This window comes from Leifsonia sp. L25 (genome assembly GCF_050632895.1).
In genome coordinates this window covers 387,332-411,310 of record NZ_JBODRZ010000004.1, presented here as the reverse complement: position 1 = coordinate 411,310, position 23,979 = coordinate 387,332, and the positions used below count along the sequence as shown (strand labels likewise).

Below are 23,979 nucleotides of genomic sequence, written 5' to 3'. Positions count from 1 at the left end.
CGAGGCGGAGGTGCTGCCCGCCGTCTCGACGTCGTCGCTGGCGTTCCAGGCGGTGCTCGACGACCTCGTGCGGGCGGTCGACGCGCCCGAGCTGGCCGCGCCGTCGCCCGCGGCGTCCGCGGCGTCCGCGGCTGTCGAGCGGTGAGTCGTGGCTCGAATCCGCGCCGAGTGGTGAGTTGATGTCGCAACTCGGCGAGGATTCGCGCCACGACTCACCGCTCGGGAAGAGCGGCGGGAGGCGGACGCCGCCGGCCGCCGCCGGCGAGGCTCCGCGGACGCGGCGACCTCACCCTCGTGGTGGGCCTCGGCCCCGAGGCGCACGGGGCCGCCCGCGTCCTGGCCGCCTCCGCCGACGCGGCCGCCGAGGTTCAGCGGGTGGCCGACCGCCGCGACGCCCTCGCCGCCCGTGCCGACGGCGTGCGGCGGGAGATCCCGATCGTCGCATCCTTCCCGATCGCCGCCCCGGTGCCGTCCCCGGGCTCGCCGCCGACCTCGCCGGCATCGCCCCCGACCAGGTCTGGGTCGCGGTCGACGTGTCGCGCAAGGTCGAGGACACCGCCGCGTGGGTGCGGGCGGTGGATGCGGTGCTCGCCGTGGATGCCGTGGCCGCGACCGGCGCATCCTTCACCGGTTCGCCCGGCTCCGTCCATCTGCTCGGCCTGCCGGTGCTCTCGGCTGGACGCGCCGCCCGGCGGATAGGGTGGGACGATGCTGGTATTGACGCGCAAGGCGGGCGAGCGGGTGCTCATCGGCGATGACATCGTCGTGACCATCCTCGAGTCCCGGGGCGACGGCGTCCGTATCGGGATCGACGCGCCGCGCGGCATCCGCATCCAGCGCGACGAGGTGGTGAAGGCGGTGACCGAGGCCAATCAGGAGGCCACGGAGAGCGCCGCCACCGATGACGCCGCCGCGCTGATCAAGAAGTCGCTCGGTCTCTGGGCCGTGCCGACGTGCCGTGAGCACGCGGCGTGCCGCGACCTCCGCGGCCCACGCAGCCCACGCACGGTCAGCGCGATGCCGAGGTACGCCTCCCACGCGAACTCCGGCAGCGTCGCCAGCGCCGACCAGGGCGAAACCTGGTCGTAGGCGCCGAGCAGCACCGCGATGCCGGACAGTGACAGGATCGGCCCCCCGATCATCCCGACGAGAGCCCAGCCGAACGGCACCAGCCCTGCGCGGTACAGCATCCAGCCGAGGAGGAGGCCGTTGCCGAGCCCGACGACGAAGCGCGGGCCCGAGCAGGAACGTCCACCCGTGCAGCGCGACCAGCGCCTGCGCCATCAGCACCGCTGCGGCGTCTCCGGCTCCCGACGCTCCGTCCTGTCGCAGCGTCACCACGGTGAGCAGGCTGAGGATGCCGACCGCGATCAGCGTCGACTCCATCACGCGCGCGACGACGTAGGCGAGGGCGAGGACGGGCTGGTCCGCCGGAGGAGCGGGTAGAGCGCGATCGCTGTGCCGAGGTTGGCGATCACCAGGCCGAGTTCGCAGAGAGCCCCGGCGAGCACCGGCCCGGCGGCGCCCGAGCCGAGCACGAACCGCGGATCGCCGAGCACCGACCCGTAAAGGAGTGCGCCGGGGATGGAGGTGGCGAACGTCAGCAGGAAGAGCACGCCCGCGGCGAGCAGCGGCGGCGATCCGGATCCATGGTGTCCTCTCGGGATGCGAGGTGTACGGCGTACACCTGCTGTGCATCACGATAGGTGTACGCTGTACACCATGTCAAGAGCGACCCTCACCGCCGATCGTGTGATCGACGCGGGGCTGGCGCTCGCCGACGCCGACGGCCTCGACGGTCTGAGCATGCGCACCCTCGCGCAGCGGCTCGGCGTCGTGCCGATGGCGCTGTACAAGCACGTGTCGAACAAGGACGAGCTGATCGACGGGATGGTCGACCGCGTCTGGGCGGAGGTCGAGCCGCCGTCGCCCCCGTTCGCCTGGCGTGACGCCATGCGCCGGCGCGCCGCATCCCTCCGGTCGGCCCTGCTCCGCCACCGGTGGGCCGTCGGGCTGATGGAGTCGCGGATGCGACCGGGCCTCGCCAACCTCAGTCAGCACGACGCCATGATGGGCTGCCTCCGCCGCTCGGGCTTCTCGTTCCGCACCGCCGTGCACGTCACCTCCGCCCTCGACGCCTACGTCTACGGCTTCGCCCTGCAGGAGAAGACGCTGCCGTTCGACACCGCGGAGGAGTCGGGTGAAGTCGCCGAGCAGAAGCTCGAGGCGACGCCCCCGAGCTGGCGATGCAGTTCCCCTACCTGATGGAGGTGGTGGTCGAGATGTCCCGCGGCGGGTACGACTACGACGCCGAGTTCGCGACGGGGCTCGACCTCATCCTCGACGGTGTCGAACGGCTGCGCCCGGAGTGGGCGAGCGCCGGCCAGGGACCGGCTGCGGCAGAATGACCGCATGGCGGTGATCAGGACGGAGCGCGGGCTCGACCGGCTCGTGAACTTCTCGGACGCGACCGTCGCCATCGCGATCACGCTGCTCATCCTGCCGCTGGTGGACGCCGCGTCGCAGATCGGGGACGCGTCGTTCGGGCAGTTCATCGACCGCAACTTCTGGGAGATCTTCGCGTTCGTCGTGTCCTTCGCCGTCATCGCCCGGTTCTGGGTGGTGCACCATTCGATCTTCGAGTCGGTCCGCGACTACAACGCGTGGATCGTGTGGTTCAACTTCCTGTGGCTGATCGCGATCGTCACCATCCCGTTCAGCGCGAACGTGCTCTGGCGAGCGCGGGTGAGCGGCCCGAGGTGTACGCGCTCTACATCGGCGACATGCTCCTCGCATCCGTCGCGACGAAGCTGATCGGCTGGGCGCTGTACCGGGAACCGGAGCTGATGACGGAAGCGGCCCGCAGCGATATCGACAAGACGCGCGGTTTCGCCGAGGTCATCATCATGGCGCTCGCGCTGGTCCTCGCCGTCCTGGTCCCGGCCGTGAACCTGTGGTGGCTGTTCCTGCTGTTCCTCGCGCGCCCGCTGCACGCGCTGCTGCGCCGGCTGGTGTACGGATCTTCCCAGAAGACGGCCTGAGGGCTAGCGTCGGGGCATGCGACCCAACATCTTCGTCATCCTGATCGCCCTGCTGGCGGCATACCTCCTCGGCGCCCGCGCGGGCCGCGAGCGACTGCGAGCAGATCACCGGATCGCTGGCGTCGTTCTGGAACGCGCCCGACGTGAAGAAGGCCCGCAAGAAGGCGCAGGCGCAGGCCGAGAAGGCGCGCAAGCGCTACGCCTGATCGTCAGGCCCGTCGCTCACGGCTCGTCGTAGTCGCCCTCGGTGTACTCGCCATCGGGCGCATCGACCGGCTCCTGGGCGTCCGTGTAGGTGCCCTCGGTCGCGGCCTCCGGTCCGACCCCCTCGGTCTCGGTGTACTGCCCGTGCACGGTGCGCTCGTGCGGCAGCTCGCCATCCACCTCGGTGTAGCTGCCCTCGAGGTTCTCGCGTGCGTCGCCGATCGGCTGCTCTGGGTTGCTCATACGAGGGACATTACGCCGTGCAGCCCGCAACTGCTACAGGTGGATGCGCTGTAGCCGCACACGTATCCCCGGCAGTATTCTTCGCCCGTCGTATCGACGATGGGCGGGCCGATGAGCGAAGAGGCACAAGCGGGCGAGTGGCCCCATCGCGTGCTTGAGTTGCGGATCCACGGCATCAAGAACACGCCGCCGACGGAGATCCTCGGGCACGAGCAGAGCGAGCTGCGGCAGACGCAGGGGACGAGAACGGCGGCTTCTGGTGGGCGCCGAAGCAGGACGAGGCCGACCGCGACCCCGATGACCCACCCGAGACCGTCGATCCGGCCGTCCCTCCGGCGGGCGTGCGCACCGAGGCCTACTCGTGGGGCCGGCTGGCACGCTATGGCTCCGGGCCGATCCTGTTCATCGGGCAGCTCTTCGTGCAGCTCGCGTGGCTGCTGCTCGCGCCGTTCGGCCTGGCGAACACCGCGTACTGGACGCGCCGCATCCCGGCGCAGCGCCCCGGGGGCGAGTGGGATTCCGGGGTCGGCGGCGCCTCGCTGCGCATCTTCGCGCTCGGGCTGACGCTGCTGTACGTGTGCGCCCTCGGCTCGGTCAGCCTGGACCTGGGCGTGCAGTGCATCAGCGGTACGGCCTGCACGGCCCTGCCCGGGGGTTTCGCCGACTTCTTCAGCCAGCCGCCGCTCTCCTGGCGCGGGCCGCAGCTGGCGCTTCTCTCGCTCGTCCCGATCGGCGGTGTGCTGCTGCTGTTCCTCGTCTCGCGCCGGGCACGCGCCCGCTACGAGGCCGCGATCTTCGACGCTGCCGACCGGATGGGCGGGCGCGGCGTCCAGCGCACCGGGAAGCTGCGACCGCTCGCCTCGGAGGGCTTCTGGCGCACGGCCCGGGTGGGATCGCCGACCGAGCGGCTGCACCTCGCCGCGGCGTTCCTGCTGGTGGCCTTGCTGCTCGCGTGGGACCGGATGTTCGCGGGCACCGCCGCCTGCGCGAAACTGCAGACCTTCGTCTCGCCCGAGTGCCTCGTCGCGGCGGCGCAGAGGGCGATCTGCCGATCCTGATCGGCGGGGTCGCCGCGGCCGCAGGCCTCGTGGCGGCGATCGTCTGCGTCGGCGTGCTAGCCGAGACGACGAATCCGGGCGGGGTCCGGTGAACGAGTACCTGCGCGATCGCCTCCGCCGGACGGGAACGGTCACCGCCTGGATCCTCGTCGGCGGCGTCGTCATCTACGTGTTCGTGGGCGCATCCCTCTGGTTCGGCGGGCAGTACGAGGTGCCCGGCACCGGGGCGTCCTCGGCCTCCGCGACGGCGCCGTCCATCATCCTCGGGGTGCTGGTCGCCATCTGCATCTCGGCGCTGGGCTGGCGGCGCGGTGTGCCGCACTGGCTGTCGATCGCGCTGATGACCGTCGCCGGACTGACGTTCCTCGCCGGAGTGGCGCAGAACCCGGCGACGGTCGGGGGCCACCCTGGACCGCTGCGCGTGCCGCTGTTCGCCGTCGCCGCCCTGCTCACCGCCGCGCAGCTCGTCCTCGTCTGGTGGCCGCGCTCGCCTTCCGGCCGCCGGGCCGGCCCGCCGGAGCGCTTCCGGGCCGAGGGCTGGGCGGGGATGGGGCCGGGCATCCTCATGCTCCTGTCGCTCGGGGCGGCGATGATCCTCTCCACCCTTCTCGTGCTCGGGGTGCAGGGCTGGCTGGTCAGCGGGTCGACTCCGTGCGGCTGCGTCACCGCGGGCCCGCACCACGTCCTCCGGCCTCCGATCGTCTACCACAACTTCGGTGACGTCCTCCCGTTCGTCGCCCTCGCGCTGGCGCTCATCGCCGCGGGCATCGCCCTCTCGCTGCTGCGCTGGATGCCGCGGCTGACGACCCCGCGCACGCTCGGGGGCCGCCGCCCGCTGCTGGAGCAGGTGGATGCGTACCGCGACGGCCGCATCGACGCCAGCACCACCGCCGACCGGCTCGCCCTCAAGATCCTGCGCGCGCGGCGCCTCGCCGCCCTCGTGCACCGCGGGGAGCCCATCCTCGGCATCCTCGCGGGCCTGCTCGCCGTCGACTTCGTCATCGCGCTCGCCGTGTCGTACTCGGTGCCGTTCCGGGCGGTCGACGCGCTGGTCGGGCCGGCCCTCACCGTGATCGCGGCGGCCATCCTCGCGGTGATCGTCGAGAACGCGCTCACGGCGAAGGAGCGCCCGATCAGCGTGATGTGGGACCTGATGTGCTTCCTTCCTCGCGCCGGGCATCCGTTCGGGCCACCCTGCTACGCCGAGCGCGTCGTCCCCGAGCTCCGCGACCGGGTGACCGACTGGCTGACCCACGACCTCACCCCGCCGGAGGGTCTCGACCTGGCGGAGCAGTTGCACTGGCGTGACCAGCAGCAGGACGACGCGCTCACCCGGGAGCGGCCGTTCAGCGTGGTGCTCTCGGCGCACAGCCTCGGCGCCGTGCTGGCCGTCTCGACACTGTTCACGCTGCGGCCGGGCGACGCCGAGCGGCTCCACAACGTCGGGCTGCTGACGTACGGCGCGCAGCTGCGCGTCTACTTCGGCCGGTTCTTCCCGGAGCTGTTCGGGCCGGATGCGCTCGGCACGCTCGGCTCGCGGCGGCCGCTGCTCGGCAAGGGCGACCCGTGGTTCACGCAGGTCGAACTCGACCAGGGCGGCGAGCCGGTGACCGTCACCCCGTCGGGCGCCGACGACCCGTCGCTCGTGCAGCTGCTGACCCAGCCCGACGGGTCCGTCGCCTGGATCAACCTGTGGCGGCGCACCGACTACCTCGGCTTCCCGATCAACAGCTACCGCCTCGACGACCGCCGCCCCGACGACCTCGACCGCGGCGCCGACGAATTCGGACCGCCGCGCTACCTCGTCAAGGTGGCGACGCACCCGGACTACCAGTCGGCGCCGCAATACCGGCAGGCGCTGCTGGATGTGATCGAGCGGCTCCGAGGCGGTGCCCGGAAGCCGGCGGCTTGAACTCGCCGCTTCACCCGGCGCCGCAGCAGCGCGATGCCCGTAATCACCATCAGCGCGGCGAACGCGGCGATCGCCGTCACCGGCCCGGCGTCGCTGCCAGTGCCGGCAAGCGGCGCGGCCCCATCGGCGGCCGGCGCCGGCGGTGCAGGGGAAGCGGGAGGAGTGCTGGACGGAGGAGTGGTCGGCGGCTGCGGGACGACGACGATCGGCGGAGTTGCACATCGGCGGAGCCTGGCTCGATGCGACGCCGCCGCCGCTGGGCGGCTCGCCGTGCGCGGTCGCTTCGGTGGTCACGATGCCTTTCGCCGCATCCTCGTCGGTCAGCACGTAGGGCGCCGTGCACACCATCGATTCGCCCGGCAGCAGCATCGTGAGCGGGCACACCGGGACCGGCTGCGGGCCGCTGCCGCTGAACGCGGTGGTCGTGACGCCCACGGTCGTCAGGGTCGTGTTGCCGGTGTTGGTGACGACGTATTTGAAGGTCACGGTGTCTCCCGCGTGCCCGCCGCGGATGGAGCCGCTGACGTCGATCGTGATGTCCGATGTCTGCCGAGCCGTACACCTGGGCCGACGACTCGTCGGAGGTGACGACGCCGGACGGCGAGTCTGCGTGCGCGACCGAGGTGTTCATCACCCGGCCCGCGTCGATGTCCGCCTGTGTGAAGACGTATTCCACGGTGCAGGCCACCGTCGCCCCGGGCGCGATGCTCGCCGGGCAGGTCGGCGCGCCCAATGTTCCCGTACCGCTGAACGCCGGTCTCGGTGATGCTCGGGTTCGACAAGGTGGCCGCCCCGGTGTTCGTCAGCGCGTGAGGAGAAGGTGACCGGGTCTCCGGCCTTCGCCACCGACGTCGGCGAGACCGACTTCACCAGTTCGAGCGCACTGACCCCGTTGGCCGTCAGCTCAGCGGTGGAGGAGTTGGATGCGACCGGCGCGCCCCGCCGACGTCGCGTTCGCGACCGCCGTGTTGGTCACATGGCCGGCGTCCACGTCCGCCTGGGTGACCGAGTAGTGGGCGGTGCAGGTCGTCGATTGGCCCGGTGCCAGGACCGTGACGCCGCAGACCGGGGTGGTCATGGTGCCGGTCCCGGAGAACGCCGTCTCGTCGATGGCCAGCGCGCTGACGGACACGTTGCCGGTGTTGCTCACCTCGAACCGGTAGGTGACGGTGTCGCCGGCGGAGGCGACGGTCACGCGGATCCACTGAGCTTGTGCAGGGTGAGTCCGGATGGGCTGCCAGCGGGACGACGGCATCCGACGGCGGTGAGGAGACCGGTCCGTTCGGCGCGGTCCCGTTCGCGATCGCCGCGTTGGCGACGGTGCCGGCGTCCACATCCCCTGCGTCACCGTGCACTCCGTCGTGCAGACGGCCTGCGCTCCGGGCGGCAGCGCTCCGGGCGGGCAGATCGGCGCCGGCAGCGGCCCTGAGCCGCTGAATGCGGCCTCGTCGATGGCGATCGCATCCACGGTGACGTTGCCCGTGTTGGTGACCACGAAGCTGTAGGTGACCTTCTCACCGGCGACGAGCGGGCCGTTCCCGGTGAGCTGGCCGGTCTTTTTCAGAGCGAGGGTCGCCTGCTGGTCGGCCGGGACGATGAGGAAGGCGTCCGGAGGGCGGACGGTGCTCCCATCGGGTGCGGTGCCGCTCGCGCGCGTCGCCGTCGTTGGCGATCGCTCCGGCGTCGAGGTCGGCCTGCGAGGCCGCGTACGAGACGGTGCACGTCATCTGCTCCCCGACCGCCAGAGTCGTCTGCGGGCAGGCGAGGGCGGAGAGCCCGCTGTCGGTCGCCGGCGCCTGCATGGAGTCCGTGACCTGGATGCCCGCGATCGTGACGTTCCCCGTGTTGCTGACAGTGATGGCGTACGGGACCACTTGCCCGACGTGGGTGACCGTCGTCGTGGCCGAGGACTTGGTGAGCGCCAGGGCGGGTGCCGGCGTCGTTGGGATGGTCAGGTCGTCGGGCGGCGAGGTCACGGGGCCGCCGCCGGGGCGAGGCGACGGCGGTCGCGGTATCGGCGACCGAGCCGTGGTCGATGTCTGCCTGAGTGACCGTGTACGTGGCGGTGCAAGTGGTGGATGCGCCCGGAGCGAGGGTCGTCGTCGCGCAGACCGGTGCGGCATCCAGTGCTCCGGCGGGGCCGTCTGCGTGTCGGCCACCTGCACGCCGGTGAGGGTGAGTCCTCCGGTATTCGTCACCGTGAACGTGTAGGCGATGACCTGCCCGGCGGCGGAGACGTCGGTGCGGTCGGCCGATTTCACGAGAGACAGGGATGCCGTCGCGGGCGCGGGAATGGTGAGGCCGTCGGGCGGGGAGGTGACGGTGCTGCCGCCGGCGTCTGCCGAGGCGACGGCCGTGTCCGCGACGGAGCCGTGGTCGATGTCCGCCTGGGTGACGGTGTACGTGGCGGTGCAGGTGGTGGATGCGCCCGGAGCGAGCGTCGTGGCAGCGCACGTGGGCGGCGCGTCCAGTGCTCGGGGCGGGGGCCGTCTGCGTGTCGGCCACCTGCACGCCGGTGAGGGTGAGTCCTCCGGTGTTCGTCACCGTGAAGGTGTAGGTGACGACCTGCCCGGCGGCGGAGACGTCGGTGCGATCGGCCGTCTTGACCAGGGCGATGGCGGGCTGCGCATCCACCGGCAACGTCAGGTCGTCCGGGGGCGAGGTGAGATCGGGGCCGCCGTCGGCGGGCGAGGCGCTCGCGATGGCGGTGTCGGCGACGGAGCCGTGGTCGAGGTCGGCCTGCGTCACGGTGTAGGTCGCCGTGCAGGTGGTGGATGCGCCCGGGGCGAGCGTCGTCGCGGCACAGCTGGGCGGCGCATCCAGTGGACCGGCCGGCGCCAGCTGCGTGTCGGCCACGCTGAGGGAGCTCAGGGTGAGCGCCCCGGTGTTCTTCACGGCGAATGTGTACGTGACCACCTGGCCGACAGCGGAGACGGTGGCCGTGTCCGCGGTCTTCTGCAGCGTGATGGAGGCCGTCGCGTGCTCCGGGATGCTCAGGTCGTCGGGCGGAGAGGTGATGGAGCTGCCCCCGGCGATGGCGGAGGCGGTGGCGGAGTCGGCCACGGAGCCATGATCGAGGTCGGCCTGCGTCACCGTGTACGTCGCGGTGCAATCGGTGGAGTCGCCCGGCGCGAGGGTGGTGGCCGCGCACGTCGGCGGCGCGTCCAGGAGTCCGGCCGGTGCGGTCTGCTGGTCGGCCACGCTGAGCGAGCTGAGGGTGAGCGCGCCGGTGTTCGTGACGGTGAACGTGTAGGTGACCACCTGGCCGACGGCGGAGATCTCGGTGCGGTCGGCGGTCTTGACGAGCGCGATTCCCGGCTGTCGCCGTCGGAGGGATGGTGAGGCCGTCCGGGGGCGAGGTGACATCGGGGCCGCCGTCGGCGGGCGAGGCGCTCGCGATGGCGGTGTCGGCGACGGAGCCGTGGTCGAGGTCGGCCTGCGTCACGGTGTAGGTCGCCGTGCAGGTAGTGGATGCGCCCGGGGCGAGCGTCGTCGCGGCGCAGCTGGGCGGCGCATCCAGTGGACCGGCCGGCGCCGTCTGCTGGTCAGCCACGGTGAGGGAGCTCAGCGTCACTGTTCCGGCGTTCGTGACCGCGAACGTATACGTGACCACCTCGCCGACCGTGGAGACCAGTCGCGGTGTCTGCTGTCTTCTGCACCGTGAGCGAAGCGGTCGTGTTCGCGGGGATGGTCAGGGCGTCGAAGGGAGAGAAGACGTCCGGTCCTCCGTCCGCCGGTGAGGCGCTCGCCATCGCGGTGTCCGCCAGAGAGCCGTGGTCGAGGTCGGCCTGCGTCACCGTGTACGTGGCGGTGCAGGTGGTCGATGCGCCGGGGACGAGGGTCGTCGTGGCGCAGGTGGGGGGCGCATCCAAAGCGCCGGCGGGCGCGCTCTGCTGGTCCGCCACGCTGAGCGCATTGAGGGTGAGCGCCCCGGTGTTCGTCACCGTGAACGTGTAGGTCACCACCTGGCCGACGGTGGAGACGGTCGCCGTGTCCGCGGCCTTCTCGAGCGAGAGCGACGCGGGGGCCGCCACGGGGATGGATAGCGCGGACGGTGGGGAGACGACCGGCGGGAGCGTGCCCGGGGGTGAGCCGTGGGCCGTCACGGTGTCCGCGACCGAGCCGTTGTCGAGGTCCGCCTGGGTCACCGTGTAGGCGGCGGTGCAGGTGGTTGAGGCTCCCGGGAGGAGCGCGGAGTCCGCGCAGACAGGTGCTGCGTCGAGGGCGCCGGCCGGTGCCGTCTGCACATCATCGACGCCGACGGTGTCGAGGCGCCAGTCCTCCGGTGTTCGTCACGGAGAACGTGTACCGCACGACCTGCCCCACGTGCGTGATCTCGGTCGTGTCGGCGCTCTTCACCACGGCGATGTCAGGCGACGGCGTCGCCGTGAGATCCATGTTCGTATTCATGAAGCCGGCCGGCAGCAGAGGTTCAGCAGACCCGCCGGGTCGGTAGCCGCCTGCAGGGGCTGATTCCCGCCGGTGATCGTCCCGTCGGCGCTTGTCGTGTACGCGAACGTGACCGGGAAGCTGCTCAAGCCCACGCTGGCCGCTGCGCCGGAGGGATCGTTCTTGTTGCCCTGCGTCTCGCCGATCGCGAGGGTGCTCGTCGCGCCGATCGACGAGTCCCTGCATCCCCGCGAGCGGTCCGCCCGGGGCGAAGGCACTGGCCGGGATGCGCACGGTGTACGTGCCCGCCTGAAGCCCCTCCACCATCCAGCGGCCGGCCGACGAGGTCTGTGCCGTCGCGACGACGGTTCCGCCGCTGTTCAGCACCTCCACCGGAACTCCCGCCACAACGGTGTCGGCCGCGTCGTAGACCCCGTTCACGTCCCGGTCGACCCAGACGAAGGTCGCCCACTGACCAGCCCGGCATCAGCACGTACGGTTCGTTCGACGGCAGCGGCTGGTCGGGGAATGTGGCGGAGAAGATCTCGGCGCGGTTCACGTACAGACTGTTCAGGACGGGCGCGCCGGCCACCTGCGCCGGGTTCGCGGAGGAGGGGATGAGGCGCGCACCACCTGGCCCTGGGCGAGTTGGGTGGACGACACGAAACGCACGGCGGTCACGGCCGTGAAGCCCGGGCCGGCCGCGGTCTCCGCGGCGGTCTGCCCAGCCCTCCGGGGTTCTCCGGTCCGCTGTTCACCGGGTTTCGTGCGTCATGCGGAATGGTCGAGGGTCAGCCGTCGCGTAGTACCAGGTGCCGGGAACCGCTCCCGTCGCTCCTCCGGTGTATGTGGGCTGCGGGAGCGCCGCAAGAGATACCTTCCGTCCCCGTGTAATCCGACGCGTAATGGTCCTGCTTCGACAGGGAGCCGCTGGCGGCATCCCCGTTCCAGGGAAGCACGTCGATCAGGTCGGGCGCAGCGAACGGGATGTTGGTCGTCGTGTTCGACCAGTCCAGCCGCCACGTGAAGGTCTGCCCTGGCGAGACAGAGCGGGCGATCCACCGACTTCTGGAGCGCAGAGCTGGCCCGTGCCGTTGATCGTGATGGACGCGGTGATCGTGTTCGAGGGCGCGTCAGGCGTTGACACGGTGGCCGAATTGACGATGGCCGAACCGGGTATGGCCAGCATCGACACACGTGTGCACGCCGTCAGTTGAGGGAGCGCTGGTACGGCACTCCCGTGTCAGGGATCGTGACGTCGCCGTAGCTGAACGTGGCGACGCGACTCACCGGGTTGTATGCGACGCTCACCCCCGCGGGCAGCGCCGCCGGGTGCACGGCACGTCGAGCTCGAGTGAGGCGGGCAGCGTGTCGGTGACCGTCAATTGCCGTACGGTTTGCCCGGGGCCGCCGGCGCTCACCTGCGGCGCGAGCGTCCACGGTACGCTGTCGCCCGGCAAGTACTGGGTTTGCGGCGTGGACTTGGTGAGCAGCACCTCCACCGGAAGTACACCGCAGCAGCGCCTCGGTGGTGGACCAGTTCTCGGCCTTCGTGGGGGTCGGTCCATCCGCCTTCGTTGAGGAGCGGCGACGCCGGGGGATGTCCTGGCCCGCGTGGGGTCCGCCGTTGTAAAGTCGATCGCGCCCGGAGCAGCGGCTGGGCGGCGGGGACGAGCTCGGAGGCAGGGAAGGTCGCCGGGGTCGATCGGGCGCATCCGTACCATGTTGACCTTGTCGCGCCAGTCCGCACCGAATGAGGTGTCCGGTCGGTGTTGACCACCGGGCCGTACGGTCCTGGGGTCTGGTTCCCCGTCAGCGCCGCGGCTACCGAGATCGGTGGAGGTGTATGGATACGCGCCATTGACCGGAGGGCCGCTCTCCAAATCCGCGGCGTCGGGCCCCACGGCGTACTCGATCAGATAGCCGGCGGGTGCCGCGGAGACGTGTCGATCCCCAGCCCGTAGCACGTCGAACGGCGATCACCAGTATCGAGGTTGGTGATGGTCGTCCTGCGTGTCCGTAGGTTGAGGGCGACGCGCGTGCCGGTTCGGTTCCCGGCGCTGGCCGTGGGTGAACAGCATCCGCCCAGCAGGGAGAAGTACGCCTTGCCGCTGCCGGGAATGCCCGGCGTCGGCGGCTGGATCTGCAGGTTGGGGCCGTTCAACACGTTGTTGCCGGACGCGGTGGTTCCGTTGCCCGAGCTCGATGCCCCTGCCGTAGTTCAGCCGGCCCGGACGTCGTCGATACCCCTCGGTCCTCGATGATCTGGTCCCCCACGGCAGAAGGAGCCGGTCGGGACGGGTCGGCCGAGCTGCCAGGTCGGGTCGATGAGGCGGTATGCATCCTGCAGCGGCACGAAGAACCGCATGTGGTATCCGCTCGTCTGCTGTGCCGAGAGTCCCGTGATCGTCGCCGTCGCGCCGCCCGTGCCGACGGGGATGCCTTCCGGCGGGCAGGCGATCGCACCGGGGTGGCGCCGAGTCCCGTGCCTCCGCCGTTCTGCGTCGGTCCGCAACTCAGCATCAGGGCCGTGGGAATGTTCAGGCGGTTCGTGAAGGTGAGGGCGAGACGAGTCCCGTCTCGCCCTTCGAGGCGGTCGGCGCGATGACGATGAGGTCGCTGATCACATAGCCGACCTGCTGCTGGCCGTTGATCGTGGCGGTCGTCGGGCTGGCTGTCGTAGACCAATCGCGCTTGCTGACATCCCAGCTGGGGACGCCGGTGATCGTGCATCCAGGTTCACGACGGTAGCGGATTGCACGGCGTCGCCGCCCGCCGCGCGCGCACCTCGCCGTGAGGTGGAAGGTGGAGTCGTTGAGGGAGTTGTTGTTGGGCGTGACCGTCACCTGCAACGGGGCGACGGCCGACGTGAAAGTGCCCATGTTGCAGTGAAGCGAGACGGAACCGTCGGGATTGGTCTGGATGCTGGACGCCGGGGTGACGCCGCTGGTCAGACACCCGGTCGGCAGGCTCTCCGGCTCCGGGCCTGTGAACGCGACCTGCGCACCGTTCGCCGAGGATGCCGTGATGTCGAGCACCGACGTTGCTCACCGAGCCGCCCGTCGGCAGGCCCGTCAGCGAAACGGAGAAGAACTGAGTCGTGGAATCGGAGGTGCGCACGAGGCGGTTGGATGCGCTCGAATCCCTACCGCCTCCGTCCGTCGTATCGAAGGGCGCCGTGCCGGTGACGATCAGGTTCTGGCAGGCGCCGCCCTGCGTGACGGAGAGGCGCGACCCTGGATGGTGGCCAGCGGCTGCATCCACGGCATCCAGCCCGGTCGCCTGCGTTGCGCCGCTGATCGTCTGCGGCAGAGTGACACCGAGCTGGGGCTGGCCGGGCGCCGGAGCGCCCGCGGAGCGAAGTCATTGTCTCCGGCGCGCGTCGACGGGAAGGTGAATGGATCGGAGCCGTGACCTGCACCACGCAGGCGCCGTCGGCGGGGCTGGTGAAGGTGTGGCGCCCCTGCGTGTCGGTCGTGGTAGTGCCGGCCACCGCGCCGCCCGGGGACGTCAGCAGGGTGACGGTGACGCCGGACTTCACCAGCTCGCCTGCGTCCCGGACCTGGTTCTGGTTCGTGTCGGCCCATACAGTGCCCGAGATCACGCTTCCGGGCCCGGCCAGAGCTTGGCAGCGCCCCAGGGAATACCACGCCCAGGCTCACCGGCGATGAAGTCGCGAGGAACGAGCGTCGACCAGCGAAACCAGCGCGAGTGCATGGAGACCTCCCTGGTGCCGGAAGCTACCCGCGGAAGGACGGCCCGAAAGACAGCTGCCTGAGCTACTCCGCGCCACGGAGGTCCTTAGCTCCCTTGCGCGAGCGTGAAGAAGGCGTTTCGTGGCGGCATGACCGATCCCGCGGAACGGGAGCCGGTCACCGGCAACGGACCCCACCAACGGGCTCGCCGGTGACCTCGAGGGCGACGACGGCGGTGCCGTCGAGCCCCAGGAGGGACCGCAGCGTCTTCGAGGACGTGATCGCCGACATCGACGGCGACCGTCTGGCGGACGACGGGGGATGCGGACTCCGCCGCCCTCGTACGGCGAAGAGGGGAAGCCAGTGAGGCGCCCGGGAAGGAGCGGAGCATGAGCGACACCAGCGGACTGCCGAACACGAACGCGGAGGGCGTCCGCGGCCGAGGATCAGGCGGAGCGCTTCGAGGGCGGCGGGCAGGGCGGCGCCGACCGCGACGCGCAGGCTGCCGAGCCCGCCGAGACCGAGCCCGGTCAGACGAGGCGACGTGTCCAAGCCGGGCGAGACCGGCATCGCCCCGGAGGGCGCGGAGGACGTCACCACGGCGAGCGCCGGCGGCGACACCGACCAGGCCGAGCCCCCGCCCGCCGACTTCGACCCGGCGCAGAACCCGTCGAACCCCGACCTGGTCAGCGGCACGAACGCCAGCAGACGCCGGACTGACCGGACCCGCAGCCACCGGCGCGTTCCGCCGGTCGGAAATCGGCCCCGCCCTCCTCATCCCAGGGCGGGGCCGATTTTCGTCAGCGGGGCGTGCGGGGAGGAGCGCGATCCCGTCGGCGTCATCGCGCCGGACGGCCCGCCAGCCAGCAGACGCCCGCCACCGCGCCGAGCGCGCACATCCCCACGCCGACCCCCAGGGCGGGCGTGCCCTCCCGTGCCCGGGAGCACCAGGCCGACGACGACGAGGAGCGCGCCGACGTTCAGCAGCACGGCGGCGAAGCCAGCCCAGCGTCGTGCGCAGCGTCGCGTTCATCCCGGGCATCGTATCCCGGGCGCTACTCCCCATCGATCAGTTCGAGAAGTCGCTTCGTCTCGCGGGCGATGTCGTCGTGGTCGTTCTGCGCCGCGCGGCTCTCGAGCGAGATGACGGCGCAGCGGTGCACCTTCGCGAAGTCGCCGTACGGGAAGCTGAACCGGCCCTTCGTCTCCTCGCTCTTGTCCGGATCCTCGCCGAGGTGCCGGAGCGCGTACTCGTCCCACCCGTTCTTCTCGATGAAGCGGTTCTCGGCGTCCGCGCTCGGTGCGTGCTCGCTCCAGTCGTCACGCTCGTCGTGCACGACGTCGCCCCGCTCGACCAACGTGCGCGCGTGCTCCAGGGCCTTCTTGTTCAGGCGGACGCTCGTGCCTCCCCTGGTTGCCCGTGGCCGCGGTGTCCGCGTCGAGTGCCTCGTTGATGAGGGAGGCGACCAGCATCCGCCAGTCCGACCCCTCGTGCGGCGTCTCGGTGTAGCCGGGCGGCACCGCGCCGAACACCGGCTCGTGCTCCTCGCCCTCCACCGCGACGCGGACCGGCGTGCCGAGCTCGGCGTGGGATTCGTTCAGCACGACCCACACCCCCGGCGCCTTCTTCTCGATGTGGAAGATGCGGTCGCGGTACGGGTACCGCACGCTGGACATCTCGAGCTCGCTCGCCGACATGGCGACTCCTCTCCCTGGGCCGTCGCCCCTATGCAACGCCGTGGGCGCGCCGTTGGCAAGAGCCGGCTGCGTGAGGCGGCGCGCGTCAGGCGCGTGCGGCGGCCGCTCAGCACCCCGTCGATCCGGTCGAGCAGGTCGGCCGGGTCGTCGAAAACGGAGACCGCGCCGGCCTCCAGCAGCTCGGAGGGTCCGACGCCGCCGGACAGCACACCGCGGAGCGCACGTGCGCGCGGGCGGCCGCCATCATGTCCCAGATCGAGTCGCCGACGAAGAGCGCGTCCGAGGGGTCGGCGCCCGCGCGCTCCAGCGCGACCTCGATGATCCCTGGCTCGGGTTTGGCGGTCGCCACGTCGTCGGCGTTGGTGGTCGCGTGGATGGCGTCCTCCGCATCCAGCACGTCCATCGGCATCTTCAGCTCGTCCTCCGGCGCCGATGTCGCGAGCACGACGCGGATCCCGCGGGACGACAGTTCGCGCAGGAGGTCCGCGCTGCGGTCGAACGCGCGCAGCCGGCCGGACTGCTCCTGGTAGTGCTGCGAGGTGCAGCTCCTTCGCCCGCTCCGTCCACTCCTCGTCGTGGCTGCCGGCGAGCGCCTCCAGCAGCCGGGCCGAGTCCTGGCCGATCGAGCGGTGGATGCGCCATGCGTCCACCGGCGAGCCCAGCTCCGCGAACGCCCGGCTCCAGGCGTCGACGTGCAGGAAGTTGGAGTCGACCAGGGTTCCGTCGACGTCGAAGAGCACTGCGGAGATCGTGCATGGCTCCACGACTACCACCCCTTGCGCGGGTCCGGGATGGGGTGGATCGTGCCCGACATGGCCGATCACATGTATCCGGAGCTCACCGACCCGCGCACCGCCATCGTCACCGGCTCCGATTCCGGGATCGGCCGCGCCACCGCCGTCGCGCTGGCGCAGGCCGGCATGGACGTCGGCATCACCTGGCACTCCGACGAGGAAGGGGCGGAGGAGACCGCGCGTCTCGTCCGCGAGGCGGGGCGGCGGGCCGTCGTGGCCCAGCTCGACACGACCGACGCGCCCGCGTGCGGCGATGTCGTCGACCGGATCGCCGACGAGCTCGGCGGCTGCGACGTGTTCGTCAACAACGCCGGTATCAACGGAGGAACCCCTTCTTCGAGACGGATTGGGACACCTGGCGGAAGACGATCTGCGGCGACCTCGACGGCGCGTTCGTCTGCATCCAGCGCATGGCGCGGCGGATGGTGGATGCGGGACGCGGCGGCCGCATCATCGGCGTCACCAGCGTGCACGAGCACCAGCCGAGGGTAGGATCCGCCGCCTACGACGCCGCCAAACACGGTCTCGGCGGGCTGCTGAAGACGCTCGCGCTCGAGCTCGGCGAGTACGGCATCACCGCGAACGCCGTCGCGCCGGGCGAGATCTCGACGCCCATGAACGACGCAGAGGATGAGGACCCGCGTGAGGTGCACCGTCCCGGCATCCCCTCGGCCGGCCGGGCGATGCCCGTGAGATCGCTGCGGTGATCGCGTTCCTCGCCTCTCCGGCCGGGTCGTACGTCACCGGTGCCTCCTGGGCGGTCGACGGCGGGATGCTGCAGATGGGCCCGCAGGCGGGATCGCACCTGACCTCCGACGACTGGCGTCGCTTGTAGGGAACTGTCTTTCGGCGGGGCCGTGGGCTCTGCTGTGATCGGATGACACCGTCCTCGGTGCCCTCCCCTCGGTGCGGGGATGATGCTGACCGACGGGTCCGCCGGTGTCGGGCCACTGGCGGACCCGCCGGCCTTGGCGGGCCCTGGCTCGCCCCTCTGACGCAGCCCACTAATGTGCCGTGACGAGCGCGCCACGCACGCGTGTCCGTTCGTGACCATTCCGTTACATTTCTTTTCCGAACCTCGCGTAACGAAACGCACCCTCCTGAGTCCTCATTAGTGGGGACCAACCAGGTCCCAACGTTTTAGCTCTTGGGCGGCACACCGCCCCGTTGAACATTTGGGAAAGATCGTGACGGTTCGTTCTGCATGCCGCCTCCGCGCGTCGCGCCGCTGGGGTGTGGCCACGCTCGTGGCAGCCTGCGTGGCTCTCGGCGCGCTGGTCGGCCTGCTGGTCATCCCCCAGTACGTCTCCAACGCCGGCAACACCGCGGTGTCCACTCTCTACAAGACAGCGACAAACACGGTGAACGGGTCGGTAGCGGCCTCGTTGGATGCCCCCGGCGGCACCAAGACCGGCACGGCGAAGCCCGGCGACACCATCAAGTGGGCGGTCAGCTACCAGAACAACACCAGCGCCGCGGCCACCGTCGACCTCAAAGACGTGATCGCCAATGCCGGGACGTACGTCAACGGCTCTCTGCAGCTCCCCCCAACCTCAACGCCGTCGGTTCGCTGTCTCCGCAGTACACGACGAATGGAGGCACGAGTTGGGCCAACGGCACCTCCCCGCCGACGCGAACGGCCTCCGGCTTCACGGGCACCATGGTGCCGCAGGAGCACGCAGCGGCGATCGCTGAACTTCCCGAGCCCGGCCAGCGCCGTTCTGTCGACGACCGGCGGTGACGGCTACAACGTCGCCATGCGCAACGGCTTGGTCTACGCGGTCTTCCACCACACGTCCGGCAGTTACGTCTACTGCGCTCAGCAGAACGGCTCCGTGTGCCCGGGCTGGAGCGCGAACAACCTGACCTGGTCGTCCACGTCGGGCACCGCTCTGGGCACCGGGACGGCCTACCCGGGAGTCACCGCTTGGCAGAACGGCACCTGGATCTCCGGTACGAAGATGTTCTTCTTCGTCGGCGCCGCGCAGGCGCCTATCGGCACGGGGTGCGTCGACCTGTCGACCACGCCTGCGAAGAGCTGCGGCTTCGTCCAGTTCGACATCGGGTACGACGCCAACGGCAGCGTCGGCGCACAGATCGGCAGCTCGAGGATTCCCGCCGCGAACGGCAACATCTACGCCGTCGCCGAGACCACGACCGGGGCGAAGCTGTTCTGTGTCGCTCCGACGACCGGCACCGAGTGCGGCACGCTGGTGCTGAACACCGGCGCTCCCGTGCCTGATCGGGCCATGAACTCGTTCACCTACGGCAACTACGTCTTCGCCAGCGTGCCGGTCGCGGGCGGGAGCTGGCTGACGTACTGCTACGTCGCCGGCGGAAGCCTCTGCTCGGGCAGCTGGCCGATCACGACCTCGGGGGTGACTGCGGTCGGTGGGCCTGCCCTGGCGCCGATCCTGTCCACCACCGGGGCCGTTCAGGGGGTCTGCACCATCCCGAACAGCGGGGCTTCCCTGGACACCACCAACTGCTGGAATCTGACCGGCGCCCGGACGACACGGACCCCGTACAACGGTACGTACGCCAACTTCTCGGCCTCGGGCGCGGGGGCCGGTGACGCGTTCGTCGTGGGCACGAAGGTGTATCTGGCAAGTAGCAGCTTCGTAGCGTGCGTGGATTTCGCGACGTACACAGGAACGGGGAGGGCGCCGGAGTGCTCCGGGTTCACCCGTCCGGCCAACCAGACCAACTACACGGTCCGGTCCGCCTCCCAGATCGCTCCCAACTGCCTGGTCGCCGACGGCGACGGCGGCAAGATCACCTTCTTCAACGCCCTTACCGGGGGCGGCTGCATCGAAGTGTCCGGGCCCCAGACGATGACGGTCTCGCCGCTCGCCTCCTACTGCGGCTCCGGCACGGCCGGATTCAAGGGATGGGGAGCCCTGACGCTTCCGGGTCTGACCGCGGGCACGTACACGAACGCGACGGTCACCCTCAAGGATCAGAACGGGAACGTCATCACCGGCTTCAACGGGGTGACGCTGGCGGCGGGCGGTTCGCTCAACCTCTCCGCCATCCCGACCTCGGTGACCTCGATCAGTGCGACGGTGGTGGTGAACGGCGTCAACGACCCGACGGGTGTCGTCAACGGGCAGATCGCCATCACGTGGCAGGGCGACCCGCCGCAGATGTGCTTCCAGACGATCGCACCGCCGGTGGCCTGTGATGCCGACGCGCCGACCACGCTCTCGAACACCGCGAAAGCGGCGACGACGTCCACGGCCGGCAACGACGCGCCGAACGGCAACAACACCTATCCCGTGCAGTTCACGGTGCGTGCCGACCCGTCGCAGTGCTCGCTCTCGATCAAGAAGACCTCGGGAGTGCAGAACGTGCGACCGGGCGACACGGTGACGTACACGATCACGGTCAAGAACACGGGAACCCAGGCGTACAACAGCACGGAGTTCTCCGACGACCTCACGGACGTCCTCAAGGAGTCCGTCTACAACGGCGACCACGCAGCGACGGTCGGCACCGCGTCGTACTCCGCTCCGACGCTGTCCTGGACAGGAGGGCTGGCGGCCGGGGCCACGGCGACCATCACCTACTCGGTCACGGTGAACAGCCCCGACGCGGGCGACCACACCCTGTTGAACACGGTCGTCTCGCCGACGAAGGGCAACAACTGCCCGGTCGGATCGACCGACCCCGCATGTACCTCGACCGTCGTCGTCCAGGTGATCGACGCGCTCTGGAACAAGATCGACGCGACGCCGTCGAAGAACGTCCTCTCCGGTGCGGCGTGGACCTTCACCCCGGTCGACGGGAGTGGCAAGCCCACCGGGCCGGCTATCACGGTGACCGACTGCACGGCGGCCTCCGCGTCCCTGTGCACCGGCGCGGACATCGACCCGATCGCCGGGCAGTTCCGGCTCACCAACCTCGGGCCGGGCACCTACCAGCTCGTCGAGACGCAGGCGCCGGTCGGGTTCAAGCTCAACCCCACCCCGATCCCCGTGACGCTGACCTCGGCGCTCAACACGGTCAGGCTCCCAGACGTCGTCAACAAGCAGCTGCCGGTGCCGGACATCCCCCTGACGGGTGGTCTGGGAACCGACGCGCTGACCATCACCGGCGGCAGCCTGCTGGCGGCCATGCTCGGCCTCGCCGTCTGGCAGCTCATCCGCCGGCGCCGGATCGCCTGACGGCCCTCGAAGCCCCCACTCGCACCACGAGTGGGCCCCTCACCGAAGAGACCTCTCACCGCACCAAGCGGTGAATGGGAAAGGAAAAGAAACAGGAATGACCGCAATCACACGGCAACGCGGGCGTGCCGCCCTGGCTGTCGGAACGGTGTTGTCGCTGGGCGTGCTGGGAGCCGTGGCGACCAGTACGGCCGCGAACGCCGCCTCGATCGACACCACGCAGCAGGGCTCGATCATCATCCACAAGTACGAGAACCCGGGTGGAGGCACCCAGGACCCGACCGGTAGTGACCCGGCCAAGAACCCGAGGACCAATCCGATCGACGGTGTCACCTTCCAGGTCTGCCTTATCAGCGACATCAACCTCCTCGATGGCACCAACACCGGCTGGAACACGCTGAACGCCATCACGCAGGCCGAGAAGCTCGCAGCAGCGGGGGACCGTCATGACGCTCGGAACCCACCCCCTGACCAACTGCCAACCGGTCACGACGGCCAACGGCGGAATCGCGACGACTGCCAAGCTGCCGCTCGGCGCGTACTTCGTCCGCGAGATCGGTGCCCCGGACAAGGTCGTGGAGAAGTCCGCGCCCTTCGTGGTCGCGCTGCCCACGCCGAAGGACCTGACGAACCTGACCGGTGATTGGCAGTACGACGTCAACGTCTACCCCAAGAACACGGTCGCGGAGAAGCCGGCCAAGAACGTGGTCAACCAGCCCACCAACGGTGGCCTGCTGGGCGCCCCGGTCGAGTACCAGGTGACGCAGCTCGTGCCGGCGCTCGCAGCGGGCCAGACGTACACGAAGTTCACCATGACCGACACGCTCGACACCAAGCTGACCCCGAACACGAGCGCACCGGTCACCGTCAAGGCGATCAGCCCGACCGGTACGTCTACGTCGTTCGTCGCGGGTACCGACTACACGGCCACGTGGTCCGGGCAGAAGCTCACAGTCACGTTCCTGCAGCCGGGTCTCGACAAGCTGAAGGCCGGCGATCACGTCGTCTTCGACTTCCAGGCCACCCCAACGCGGCCGGAACGATCGGCGTAGAACGTGTTGTCGTCGTGCGCGAACGTGACGCCCCAGAAGTTGAGGTCCTGCGCTGAGTACGGCTTCGCGTCGAGGAGGAAGGTGAACGCGTCGAGGGGCCCGTAGTAGGTGCCGTGCACGTCGGTCAGGACGGTCTGCGTGGCGAACTTCACGTTGGCATACGATTCTCCGTCGACGAACGCCGTCCATGCCGCGAGCTTCGAATCGGCGGACAGGCGCGTGCGGCTGGGAGCGCCCGGCAGCGACCAGCGCGGTCCCTCGGTTCCGTCCCCGTCGTGGAGGGTCTCGCTGTAGCCGACCGGGTCGGTGCTGGTGCGGCTCATGCACGAGAGCGCTGCCCGGGTGGCGTAGACGCGCTCGCACGCCACAGGCGAGACTCTGCGCTCGCCGCCGGGGCTGTTCAGCGGCACGGACGCGACCTTTCCGAATCCGTCGCCGGCGCGGGTGTTCCGGAACACCACCCGCGGGCCCGACGGTAGTGTCCATCCCGCGTTCGGGGCCGGTGCGGTGGTGGCTGTGGCAGCTGCCGGCGGCGGGGTCGCGCCGCCGCCCGAGGCTGAGGAGCATCCACTCGCCGAGGCGAGCACCGCGGCCGCGATCGCCGCCACCGCTCGTCCCACCGCTCGTCTCACCGCTTCGGCCGCCTCGCGCATCCATCGCCCCTTCCGTCGGTCCTATCTATAAGGACGCGGTTCGGGGCGTCTGATTACGCGCGGTCGACGAATCAGCCGATCAACGACACCGCGCGGGCGATGACAAGGGCGAGCAGTGCGAATCCGGCGAACGACTCCAACGACATCAGCAGCTTGGCTCGGTGCGTCAGCGGCATGGTGTCGGTCGGGCTGAAGGCCATCGAGTTCGACAGCGAGAAGTAGAAGTAATCGATGTAGTTGGGCACCCAATCCGACTGCTTGCTGGATCCGCGCGCGACCTCGATCACCGCGTCGTGGTCCTCATCCTGCGGAAAGCGGAAGTCCGCCGGTGCCAGCTGCGGCCGCGGCACCGAGGAGCGTGCGACGGGGCCGCCGCGGTCGAGCACCCAGAAGACCAGCGCGAACGCGATCACGTTCGTGAGCCACACCTGGAGCGAGGCGAGCAGCAGCTCCGAGCCGTTGCCGTGCTTGTTCAGCAGCCGGATGATCGTCTCGGCGAAGGCTATCTGGTTGGCGATCAGGATGATCAGGGCCAGCGCGATCTCGGCGCGGCGCGACCACCTCGACTCGCGCGTGAGGCGGTGCGGGTTGTACAGCACGAGCGCGACGATCATCAGCAGGCAGACGCCGACGACCGCGTAGCGCTCGATGGCGGGCACCACGCTGGGCAGGAACGCGTAGGCCGCGAGCGCGACGACCGTGGCGATCACCGCGGGCCAGCGGTGCTCCGGTTGCGAGGCGCGCCTTCGGTTCTCAGTCTCGGTCACACCGGGAACAGTGCCCGGTGCAGCCCGCGACGCGGTCACGCCGCGGGCCGCACCGTCGTCAGTTGAAGATCGCCCACTCGAGCGGTCGAGTCTGGCGCGGTTGCCGTTGATCACGAGGTACCACGACCCCTCGTCACGATGGAGGTACTCCGCCAGTATCGTGGTGTACTTCCACTCGCCGGAGACCAGCGACCAGCGGATCAGCGATATGAGCTGCCCCTGGCGCAGGTACGGTACGGCGACGAAATCGTCTTGACGATGGGGCTCCGGCAGAGTGTTGCGGGCCCCCGTCCGCTGCGTACTCATG

At 70.2% G+C, this 23,979-nt stretch carries 31 protein-coding genes and 13 pseudogenes; 14 read left to right on the top strand and 30 right to left on the bottom strand.

All coding sequences use genetic code 11. The annotated features are described in order from the left end of the window. The first annotated feature begins 10 nt into the window (after positions 1 to 10). Complete coding sequence (locus ACRAWC_RS23020; protein WP_431349754.1) at positions 11 to 145, top strand: hypothetical protein; 135 nt, start codon at positions 11 to 13, stop codon at positions 143 to 145. 223 nt (positions 146 to 368) lie between these two features. On the opposite strand, the gene ACRAWC_RS23015 is transcribed toward ACRAWC_RS23020, so the two are convergent. Beyond that, positions 369 to 650 carry a hypothetical protein gene (locus tag ACRAWC_RS23015; RefSeq protein ID WP_431349753.1) on the bottom strand — a complete coding sequence of 94 codons (282 nt, stop codon included), beginning with the start codon at positions 648 to 650 and terminating at the stop codon, positions 369 to 371. A gap of 58 nt (positions 651 to 708) precedes the next feature. Between ACRAWC_RS23015 and csrA the strand changes: the two are divergent. Next, positions 709 to 903 (top strand): annotated as a pseudogene (gene csrA / locus ACRAWC_RS23010) (carbon storage regulator CsrA); the annotation flags it as partial. Here the strand turns inward: csrA and ACRAWC_RS23005 are convergent. Both ACRAWC_RS23005 and ACRAWC_RS23000 read right to left on the bottom strand, forming a co-directional pair. Then, entirely contained in the window at positions 873 to 1,190 is a 318-nt protein-coding gene (locus ACRAWC_RS23005; protein WP_431349752.1) for a hypothetical protein, read from the bottom strand. The pseudogene csrA and the gene ACRAWC_RS23005 sit on opposite strands and share 31 nt — an antisense overlap. Positions 1,191 to 1,290: 100 nt before the next feature. Continuing rightward, positions 1,291 to 1,616, bottom strand: a pseudogene (locus ACRAWC_RS23000) (DUF4386 family protein); the annotation flags it as partial. Positions 1,617 to 1,722: 106 nt separating this feature from the next. Here ACRAWC_RS23000 and ACRAWC_RS22995 point away from each other — a divergent pair. Genes ACRAWC_RS22995 through ACRAWC_RS22975 form a run of 5 tightly spaced genes read left to right on the top strand, consistent with a single transcriptional unit; the run spans position 1,723 to position 3,279 of the window. Next, positions 1,723 to 2,265 carry a TetR/AcrR family transcriptional regulator C-terminal domain-containing protein gene (locus ACRAWC_RS22995; protein WP_431246070.1) on the top strand — a complete coding sequence of 181 codons (543 nt, stop codon included), beginning with the start codon at positions 1,723 to 1,725 and terminating at the stop codon, positions 2,263 to 2,265. Further along, a complete protein-coding gene (locus tag ACRAWC_RS22990; protein WP_431246069.1) occupies positions 2,247 to 2,408 on the top strand; it encodes a TetR/AcrR family transcriptional regulator C-terminal domain-containing protein in 162 nt (53 codons plus the stop codon). The genes ACRAWC_RS22995 and ACRAWC_RS22990 overlap by 19 nt, the downstream gene beginning before the upstream one ends. 4 nt (positions 2,409 to 2,412) lie before the next feature. Continuing rightward, positions 2,413 to 2,814 (top strand): TMEM175 family protein, encoded by a 402-nt coding sequence (locus tag ACRAWC_RS22985; protein ID WP_431349751.1) that lies wholly within the window; start codon positions 2,413 to 2,415, stop codon positions 2,812 to 2,814. Continuing rightward, the gene (locus ACRAWC_RS22980) at positions 2,784 to 3,041 is read left to right on the top strand and encodes a hypothetical protein (protein ID WP_431349750.1); all 258 of its coding nucleotides are present in this window, start codon (positions 2,784 to 2,786) and stop codon (positions 3,039 to 3,041) included. The genes ACRAWC_RS22985 and ACRAWC_RS22980 overlap by 31 nt, the downstream gene beginning before the upstream one ends. A 16-nt stretch (positions 3,042 to 3,057) precedes the next feature. Continuing rightward, positions 3,058 to 3,279, top strand: a complete 222-nt coding sequence (locus tag ACRAWC_RS22975; protein WP_431349749.1) for a hypothetical protein — start codon at positions 3,058 to 3,060, stop codon at positions 3,277 to 3,279. Here ACRAWC_RS22975 and ACRAWC_RS22970 read toward each other — a convergent pair. Then, entirely contained in the window at positions 3,264 to 3,488 is a 225-nt protein-coding gene (locus tag ACRAWC_RS22970; RefSeq protein ID WP_431219483.1) for a hypothetical protein, read from the bottom strand. The genes ACRAWC_RS22975 and ACRAWC_RS22970 overlap by 16 nt on opposite strands. A gap of 341 nt (positions 3,489 to 3,829) precedes the next feature. Here ACRAWC_RS22970 and ACRAWC_RS22965 point away from each other — a divergent pair, with 341 nt between their 5' ends. Together ACRAWC_RS22965 and ACRAWC_RS22960 are read left to right on the top strand one after the other, a co-directional pair. Next, positions 3,830 to 4,546 (top strand): hypothetical protein, encoded by a 717-nt coding sequence (locus ACRAWC_RS22965; RefSeq protein ID WP_431349748.1) that lies wholly within the window; start codon positions 3,830 to 3,832, stop codon positions 4,544 to 4,546. 88 nt (positions 4,547 to 4,634) lie between these two features. Continuing rightward, entirely contained in the window at positions 4,635 to 6,458 is a 1,824-nt protein-coding gene (locus ACRAWC_RS22960; RefSeq protein WP_431349747.1) for a hypothetical protein, read from the top strand. A gap of 249 nt (positions 6,459 to 6,707) precedes the next feature. Here the strand turns inward: ACRAWC_RS22960 and ACRAWC_RS22955 are convergent. The 8 genes and pseudogenes from ACRAWC_RS22955 to ACRAWC_RS22920 form a co-directional block, all read right to left on the bottom strand. Further along, positions 6,708 to 6,971: pseudogene (locus tag ACRAWC_RS22955) on the bottom strand (DUF7507 domain-containing protein); the annotation flags it as partial. A gap of 124 nt (positions 6,972 to 7,095) precedes the next feature. Beyond that, positions 7,096 to 7,191: pseudogene (locus ACRAWC_RS22950) on the bottom strand (DUF7507 domain-containing protein); the annotation flags it as partial. A gap of 171 nt (positions 7,192 to 7,362) precedes the next feature. Next, positions 7,363 to 7,653, bottom strand: coding sequence for a DUF7507 domain-containing protein (locus tag ACRAWC_RS22945; RefSeq protein WP_431349746.1), 291 nt, complete (start codon positions 7,651 to 7,653; stop codon positions 7,363 to 7,365). Positions 7,654 to 7,857: 204 nt separating this feature from the next. Continuing rightward, a pseudogene (locus tag ACRAWC_RS22940) lies at positions 7,858 to 8,022 on the bottom strand (DUF7507 domain-containing protein); the annotation flags it as partial. After that, entirely contained in the window at positions 7,973 to 8,434 is a 462-nt protein-coding gene (locus ACRAWC_RS22935; RefSeq protein ID WP_431349745.1) for a DUF11 domain-containing protein, read from the bottom strand. The pseudogene ACRAWC_RS22940 and the gene ACRAWC_RS22935, both read right to left, overlap by 50 nt. Before the next feature lie 19 nt (positions 8,435 to 8,453). Further along, positions 8,454 to 8,585: pseudogene (locus ACRAWC_RS22930) on the bottom strand (DUF7507 domain-containing protein); the annotation flags it as partial. A 26-nt stretch (positions 8,586 to 8,611) separates the two neighbouring features. Continuing rightward, positions 8,612 to 8,929 (bottom strand): annotated as a pseudogene (locus tag ACRAWC_RS22925) (DUF7507 domain-containing protein); the annotation flags it as partial. Between the two features lie 28 nt (positions 8,930 to 8,957). Further along, positions 8,958 to 9,374, bottom strand: a pseudogene (locus ACRAWC_RS22920) (DUF7507 domain-containing protein); the annotation flags it as partial. Here ACRAWC_RS22920 and ACRAWC_RS22915 point away from each other — a divergent pair. Beyond that, entirely contained in the window at positions 9,331 to 9,531 is a 201-nt protein-coding gene (locus ACRAWC_RS22915; RefSeq protein WP_431349744.1) for a hypothetical protein, read from the top strand. The pseudogene ACRAWC_RS22920 and the gene ACRAWC_RS22915 overlap by 44 nt on opposite strands. Positions 9,532 to 9,536: 5 nt before the next feature. Here the strand turns inward: ACRAWC_RS22915 and ACRAWC_RS22910 are convergent. The 6 genes and pseudogenes from ACRAWC_RS22910 to ACRAWC_RS22885 form a co-directional block, all read right to left on the bottom strand. Continuing rightward, positions 9,537 to 9,824 (bottom strand): annotated as a pseudogene (locus tag ACRAWC_RS22910) (DUF7507 domain-containing protein); the annotation flags it as partial. Between the two features lie 49 nt (positions 9,825 to 9,873). Then, positions 9,874 to 10,071: pseudogene (locus ACRAWC_RS22905) on the bottom strand (DUF7507 domain-containing protein); the annotation flags it as partial. After that, positions 10,004 to 10,705 carry a DUF7507 domain-containing protein gene (locus ACRAWC_RS22900; RefSeq protein ID WP_431349743.1) on the bottom strand — a complete coding sequence of 234 codons (702 nt, stop codon included), beginning with the start codon at positions 10,703 to 10,705 and terminating at the stop codon, positions 10,004 to 10,006. The pseudogene ACRAWC_RS22905 and the gene ACRAWC_RS22900, both read right to left, overlap by 68 nt. 1 nt (position 10,706) lies before the next feature. Next, positions 10,707 to 10,856 carry a DUF7507 domain-containing protein gene (locus ACRAWC_RS22895; RefSeq protein WP_431349742.1) on the bottom strand — a complete coding sequence of 50 codons (150 nt, stop codon included), beginning with the start codon at positions 10,854 to 10,856 and terminating at the stop codon, positions 10,707 to 10,709. A gap of 8 nt (positions 10,857 to 10,864) precedes the next feature. Beyond that, positions 10,865 to 11,125 (bottom strand): hypothetical protein, encoded by a 261-nt coding sequence (locus ACRAWC_RS22890; protein ID WP_431349741.1) that lies wholly within the window; start codon positions 11,123 to 11,125, stop codon positions 10,865 to 10,867. 16 nt (positions 11,126 to 11,141) lie between these two features. Then, positions 11,142 to 11,297 (bottom strand): annotated as a pseudogene (locus ACRAWC_RS22885) (SdrD B-like domain-containing protein); the annotation flags it as partial. Between the two features lie 638 nt (positions 11,298 to 11,935). Between ACRAWC_RS22885 and ACRAWC_RS22880 the strand changes: the two are divergent. Continuing rightward, positions 11,936 to 12,064 (top strand): hypothetical protein, encoded by a 129-nt coding sequence (locus tag ACRAWC_RS22880; protein ID WP_431349740.1) that lies wholly within the window; start codon positions 11,936 to 11,938, stop codon positions 12,062 to 12,064. A 90-nt stretch (positions 12,065 to 12,154) separates the two neighbouring features. On the opposite strand, the gene ACRAWC_RS22875 is transcribed toward ACRAWC_RS22880, so the two are convergent. From ACRAWC_RS22875 to ACRAWC_RS22830, 10 genes and pseudogenes are all read right to left on the bottom strand, one after another. Next, positions 12,155 to 12,349 (bottom strand): hypothetical protein, encoded by a 195-nt coding sequence (locus ACRAWC_RS22875; protein WP_431349739.1) that lies wholly within the window; start codon positions 12,347 to 12,349, stop codon positions 12,155 to 12,157. Between the two features lie 413 nt (positions 12,350 to 12,762). Further along, the gene (locus tag ACRAWC_RS22870) at positions 12,763 to 13,014 is read right to left on the bottom strand and encodes a hypothetical protein (protein WP_431349738.1); all 252 of its coding nucleotides are present in this window, start codon (positions 13,012 to 13,014) and stop codon (positions 12,763 to 12,765) included. Between the two features lie 54 nt (positions 13,015 to 13,068). Continuing rightward, on the bottom strand, positions 13,069 to 13,362 hold the full coding sequence (locus ACRAWC_RS22865) for a hypothetical protein (protein WP_431349737.1): 294 nt from the start codon (positions 13,360 to 13,362) through the stop codon (positions 13,069 to 13,071). Between the two features lie 25 nt (positions 13,363 to 13,387). Continuing rightward, a complete protein-coding gene (locus tag ACRAWC_RS22860; RefSeq protein WP_431349736.1) occupies positions 13,388 to 13,885 on the bottom strand; it encodes a hypothetical protein in 498 nt (165 codons plus the stop codon). A gap of 107 nt (positions 13,886 to 13,992) precedes the next feature. After that, positions 13,993 to 14,451 (bottom strand): SdrD B-like domain-containing protein, encoded by a 459-nt coding sequence (locus ACRAWC_RS22855; RefSeq protein ID WP_431349735.1) that lies wholly within the window; start codon positions 14,449 to 14,451, stop codon positions 13,993 to 13,995. A 268-nt stretch (positions 14,452 to 14,719) separates the two neighbouring features. Then, complete coding sequence (locus ACRAWC_RS22850) at positions 14,720 to 15,238, bottom strand: hypothetical protein (protein ID WP_431349734.1); 519 nt, start codon at positions 15,236 to 15,238, stop codon at positions 14,720 to 14,722. A 359-nt stretch (positions 15,239 to 15,597) separates the two neighbouring features. Beyond that, complete coding sequence (locus tag ACRAWC_RS22845; protein ID WP_431349982.1) at positions 15,598 to 15,933, bottom strand: hypothetical protein; 336 nt, start codon at positions 15,931 to 15,933, stop codon at positions 15,598 to 15,600. Then, on the bottom strand, positions 15,863 to 16,240 hold the full coding sequence (locus ACRAWC_RS22840; protein WP_431350015.1) for a hypothetical protein: 378 nt from the start codon (positions 16,238 to 16,240) through the stop codon (positions 15,863 to 15,865). The genes ACRAWC_RS22845 and ACRAWC_RS22840 overlap by 71 nt, the downstream gene beginning before the upstream one ends. Positions 16,241 to 16,346: 106 nt before the next feature. Then, on the bottom strand, positions 16,347 to 16,718 hold the full coding sequence (locus tag ACRAWC_RS22835; protein ID WP_431349981.1) for an HAD family hydrolase: 372 nt from the start codon (positions 16,716 to 16,718) through the stop codon (positions 16,347 to 16,349). A gap of 145 nt (positions 16,719 to 16,863) precedes the next feature. Beyond that, positions 16,864 to 16,980 (bottom strand): annotated as a pseudogene (locus tag ACRAWC_RS22830) (HAD hydrolase-like protein); the annotation flags it as partial. 72 nt (positions 16,981 to 17,052) lie between these two features. Between ACRAWC_RS22830 and ACRAWC_RS22825 the strand changes: the two are divergent. From ACRAWC_RS22825 to ACRAWC_RS22815, 3 genes and pseudogenes are all read left to right on the top strand, one after another. Continuing rightward, positions 17,053 to 17,869, top strand: a pseudogene (locus tag ACRAWC_RS22825) (SDR family oxidoreductase). A gap of 352 nt (positions 17,870 to 18,221) precedes the next feature. After that, positions 18,222 to 21,200, top strand: coding sequence for a SpaA isopeptide-forming pilin-related protein (locus ACRAWC_RS22820; RefSeq protein WP_431349733.1), 2,979 nt, complete (start codon positions 18,222 to 18,224; stop codon positions 21,198 to 21,200). Between the two features lie 446 nt (positions 21,201 to 21,646). Then, positions 21,647 to 22,252 carry a SpaH/EbpB family LPXTG-anchored major pilin gene (locus ACRAWC_RS22815; protein ID WP_431349732.1) on the top strand — a complete coding sequence of 202 codons (606 nt, stop codon included), beginning with the start codon at positions 21,647 to 21,649 and terminating at the stop codon, positions 22,250 to 22,252. Here the strand turns inward: ACRAWC_RS22815 and ACRAWC_RS22810 are convergent. Both ACRAWC_RS22810 and ACRAWC_RS22805 read right to left on the bottom strand, forming a co-directional pair. Continuing rightward, positions 22,198 to 22,905 (bottom strand): hypothetical protein, encoded by a 708-nt coding sequence (locus ACRAWC_RS22810; RefSeq protein WP_431349731.1) that lies wholly within the window; start codon positions 22,903 to 22,905, stop codon positions 22,198 to 22,200. The genes ACRAWC_RS22815 and ACRAWC_RS22810 overlap by 55 nt on opposite strands. Before the next feature lie 71 nt (positions 22,906 to 22,976). Further along, positions 22,977 to 23,978 carry a hypothetical protein gene (locus tag ACRAWC_RS22805; protein ID WP_431349730.1) on the bottom strand — a complete coding sequence of 334 codons (1,002 nt, stop codon included), beginning with the start codon at positions 23,976 to 23,978 and terminating at the stop codon, positions 22,977 to 22,979. Between the last annotated feature and the right edge of the window lies 1 nt (position 23,979).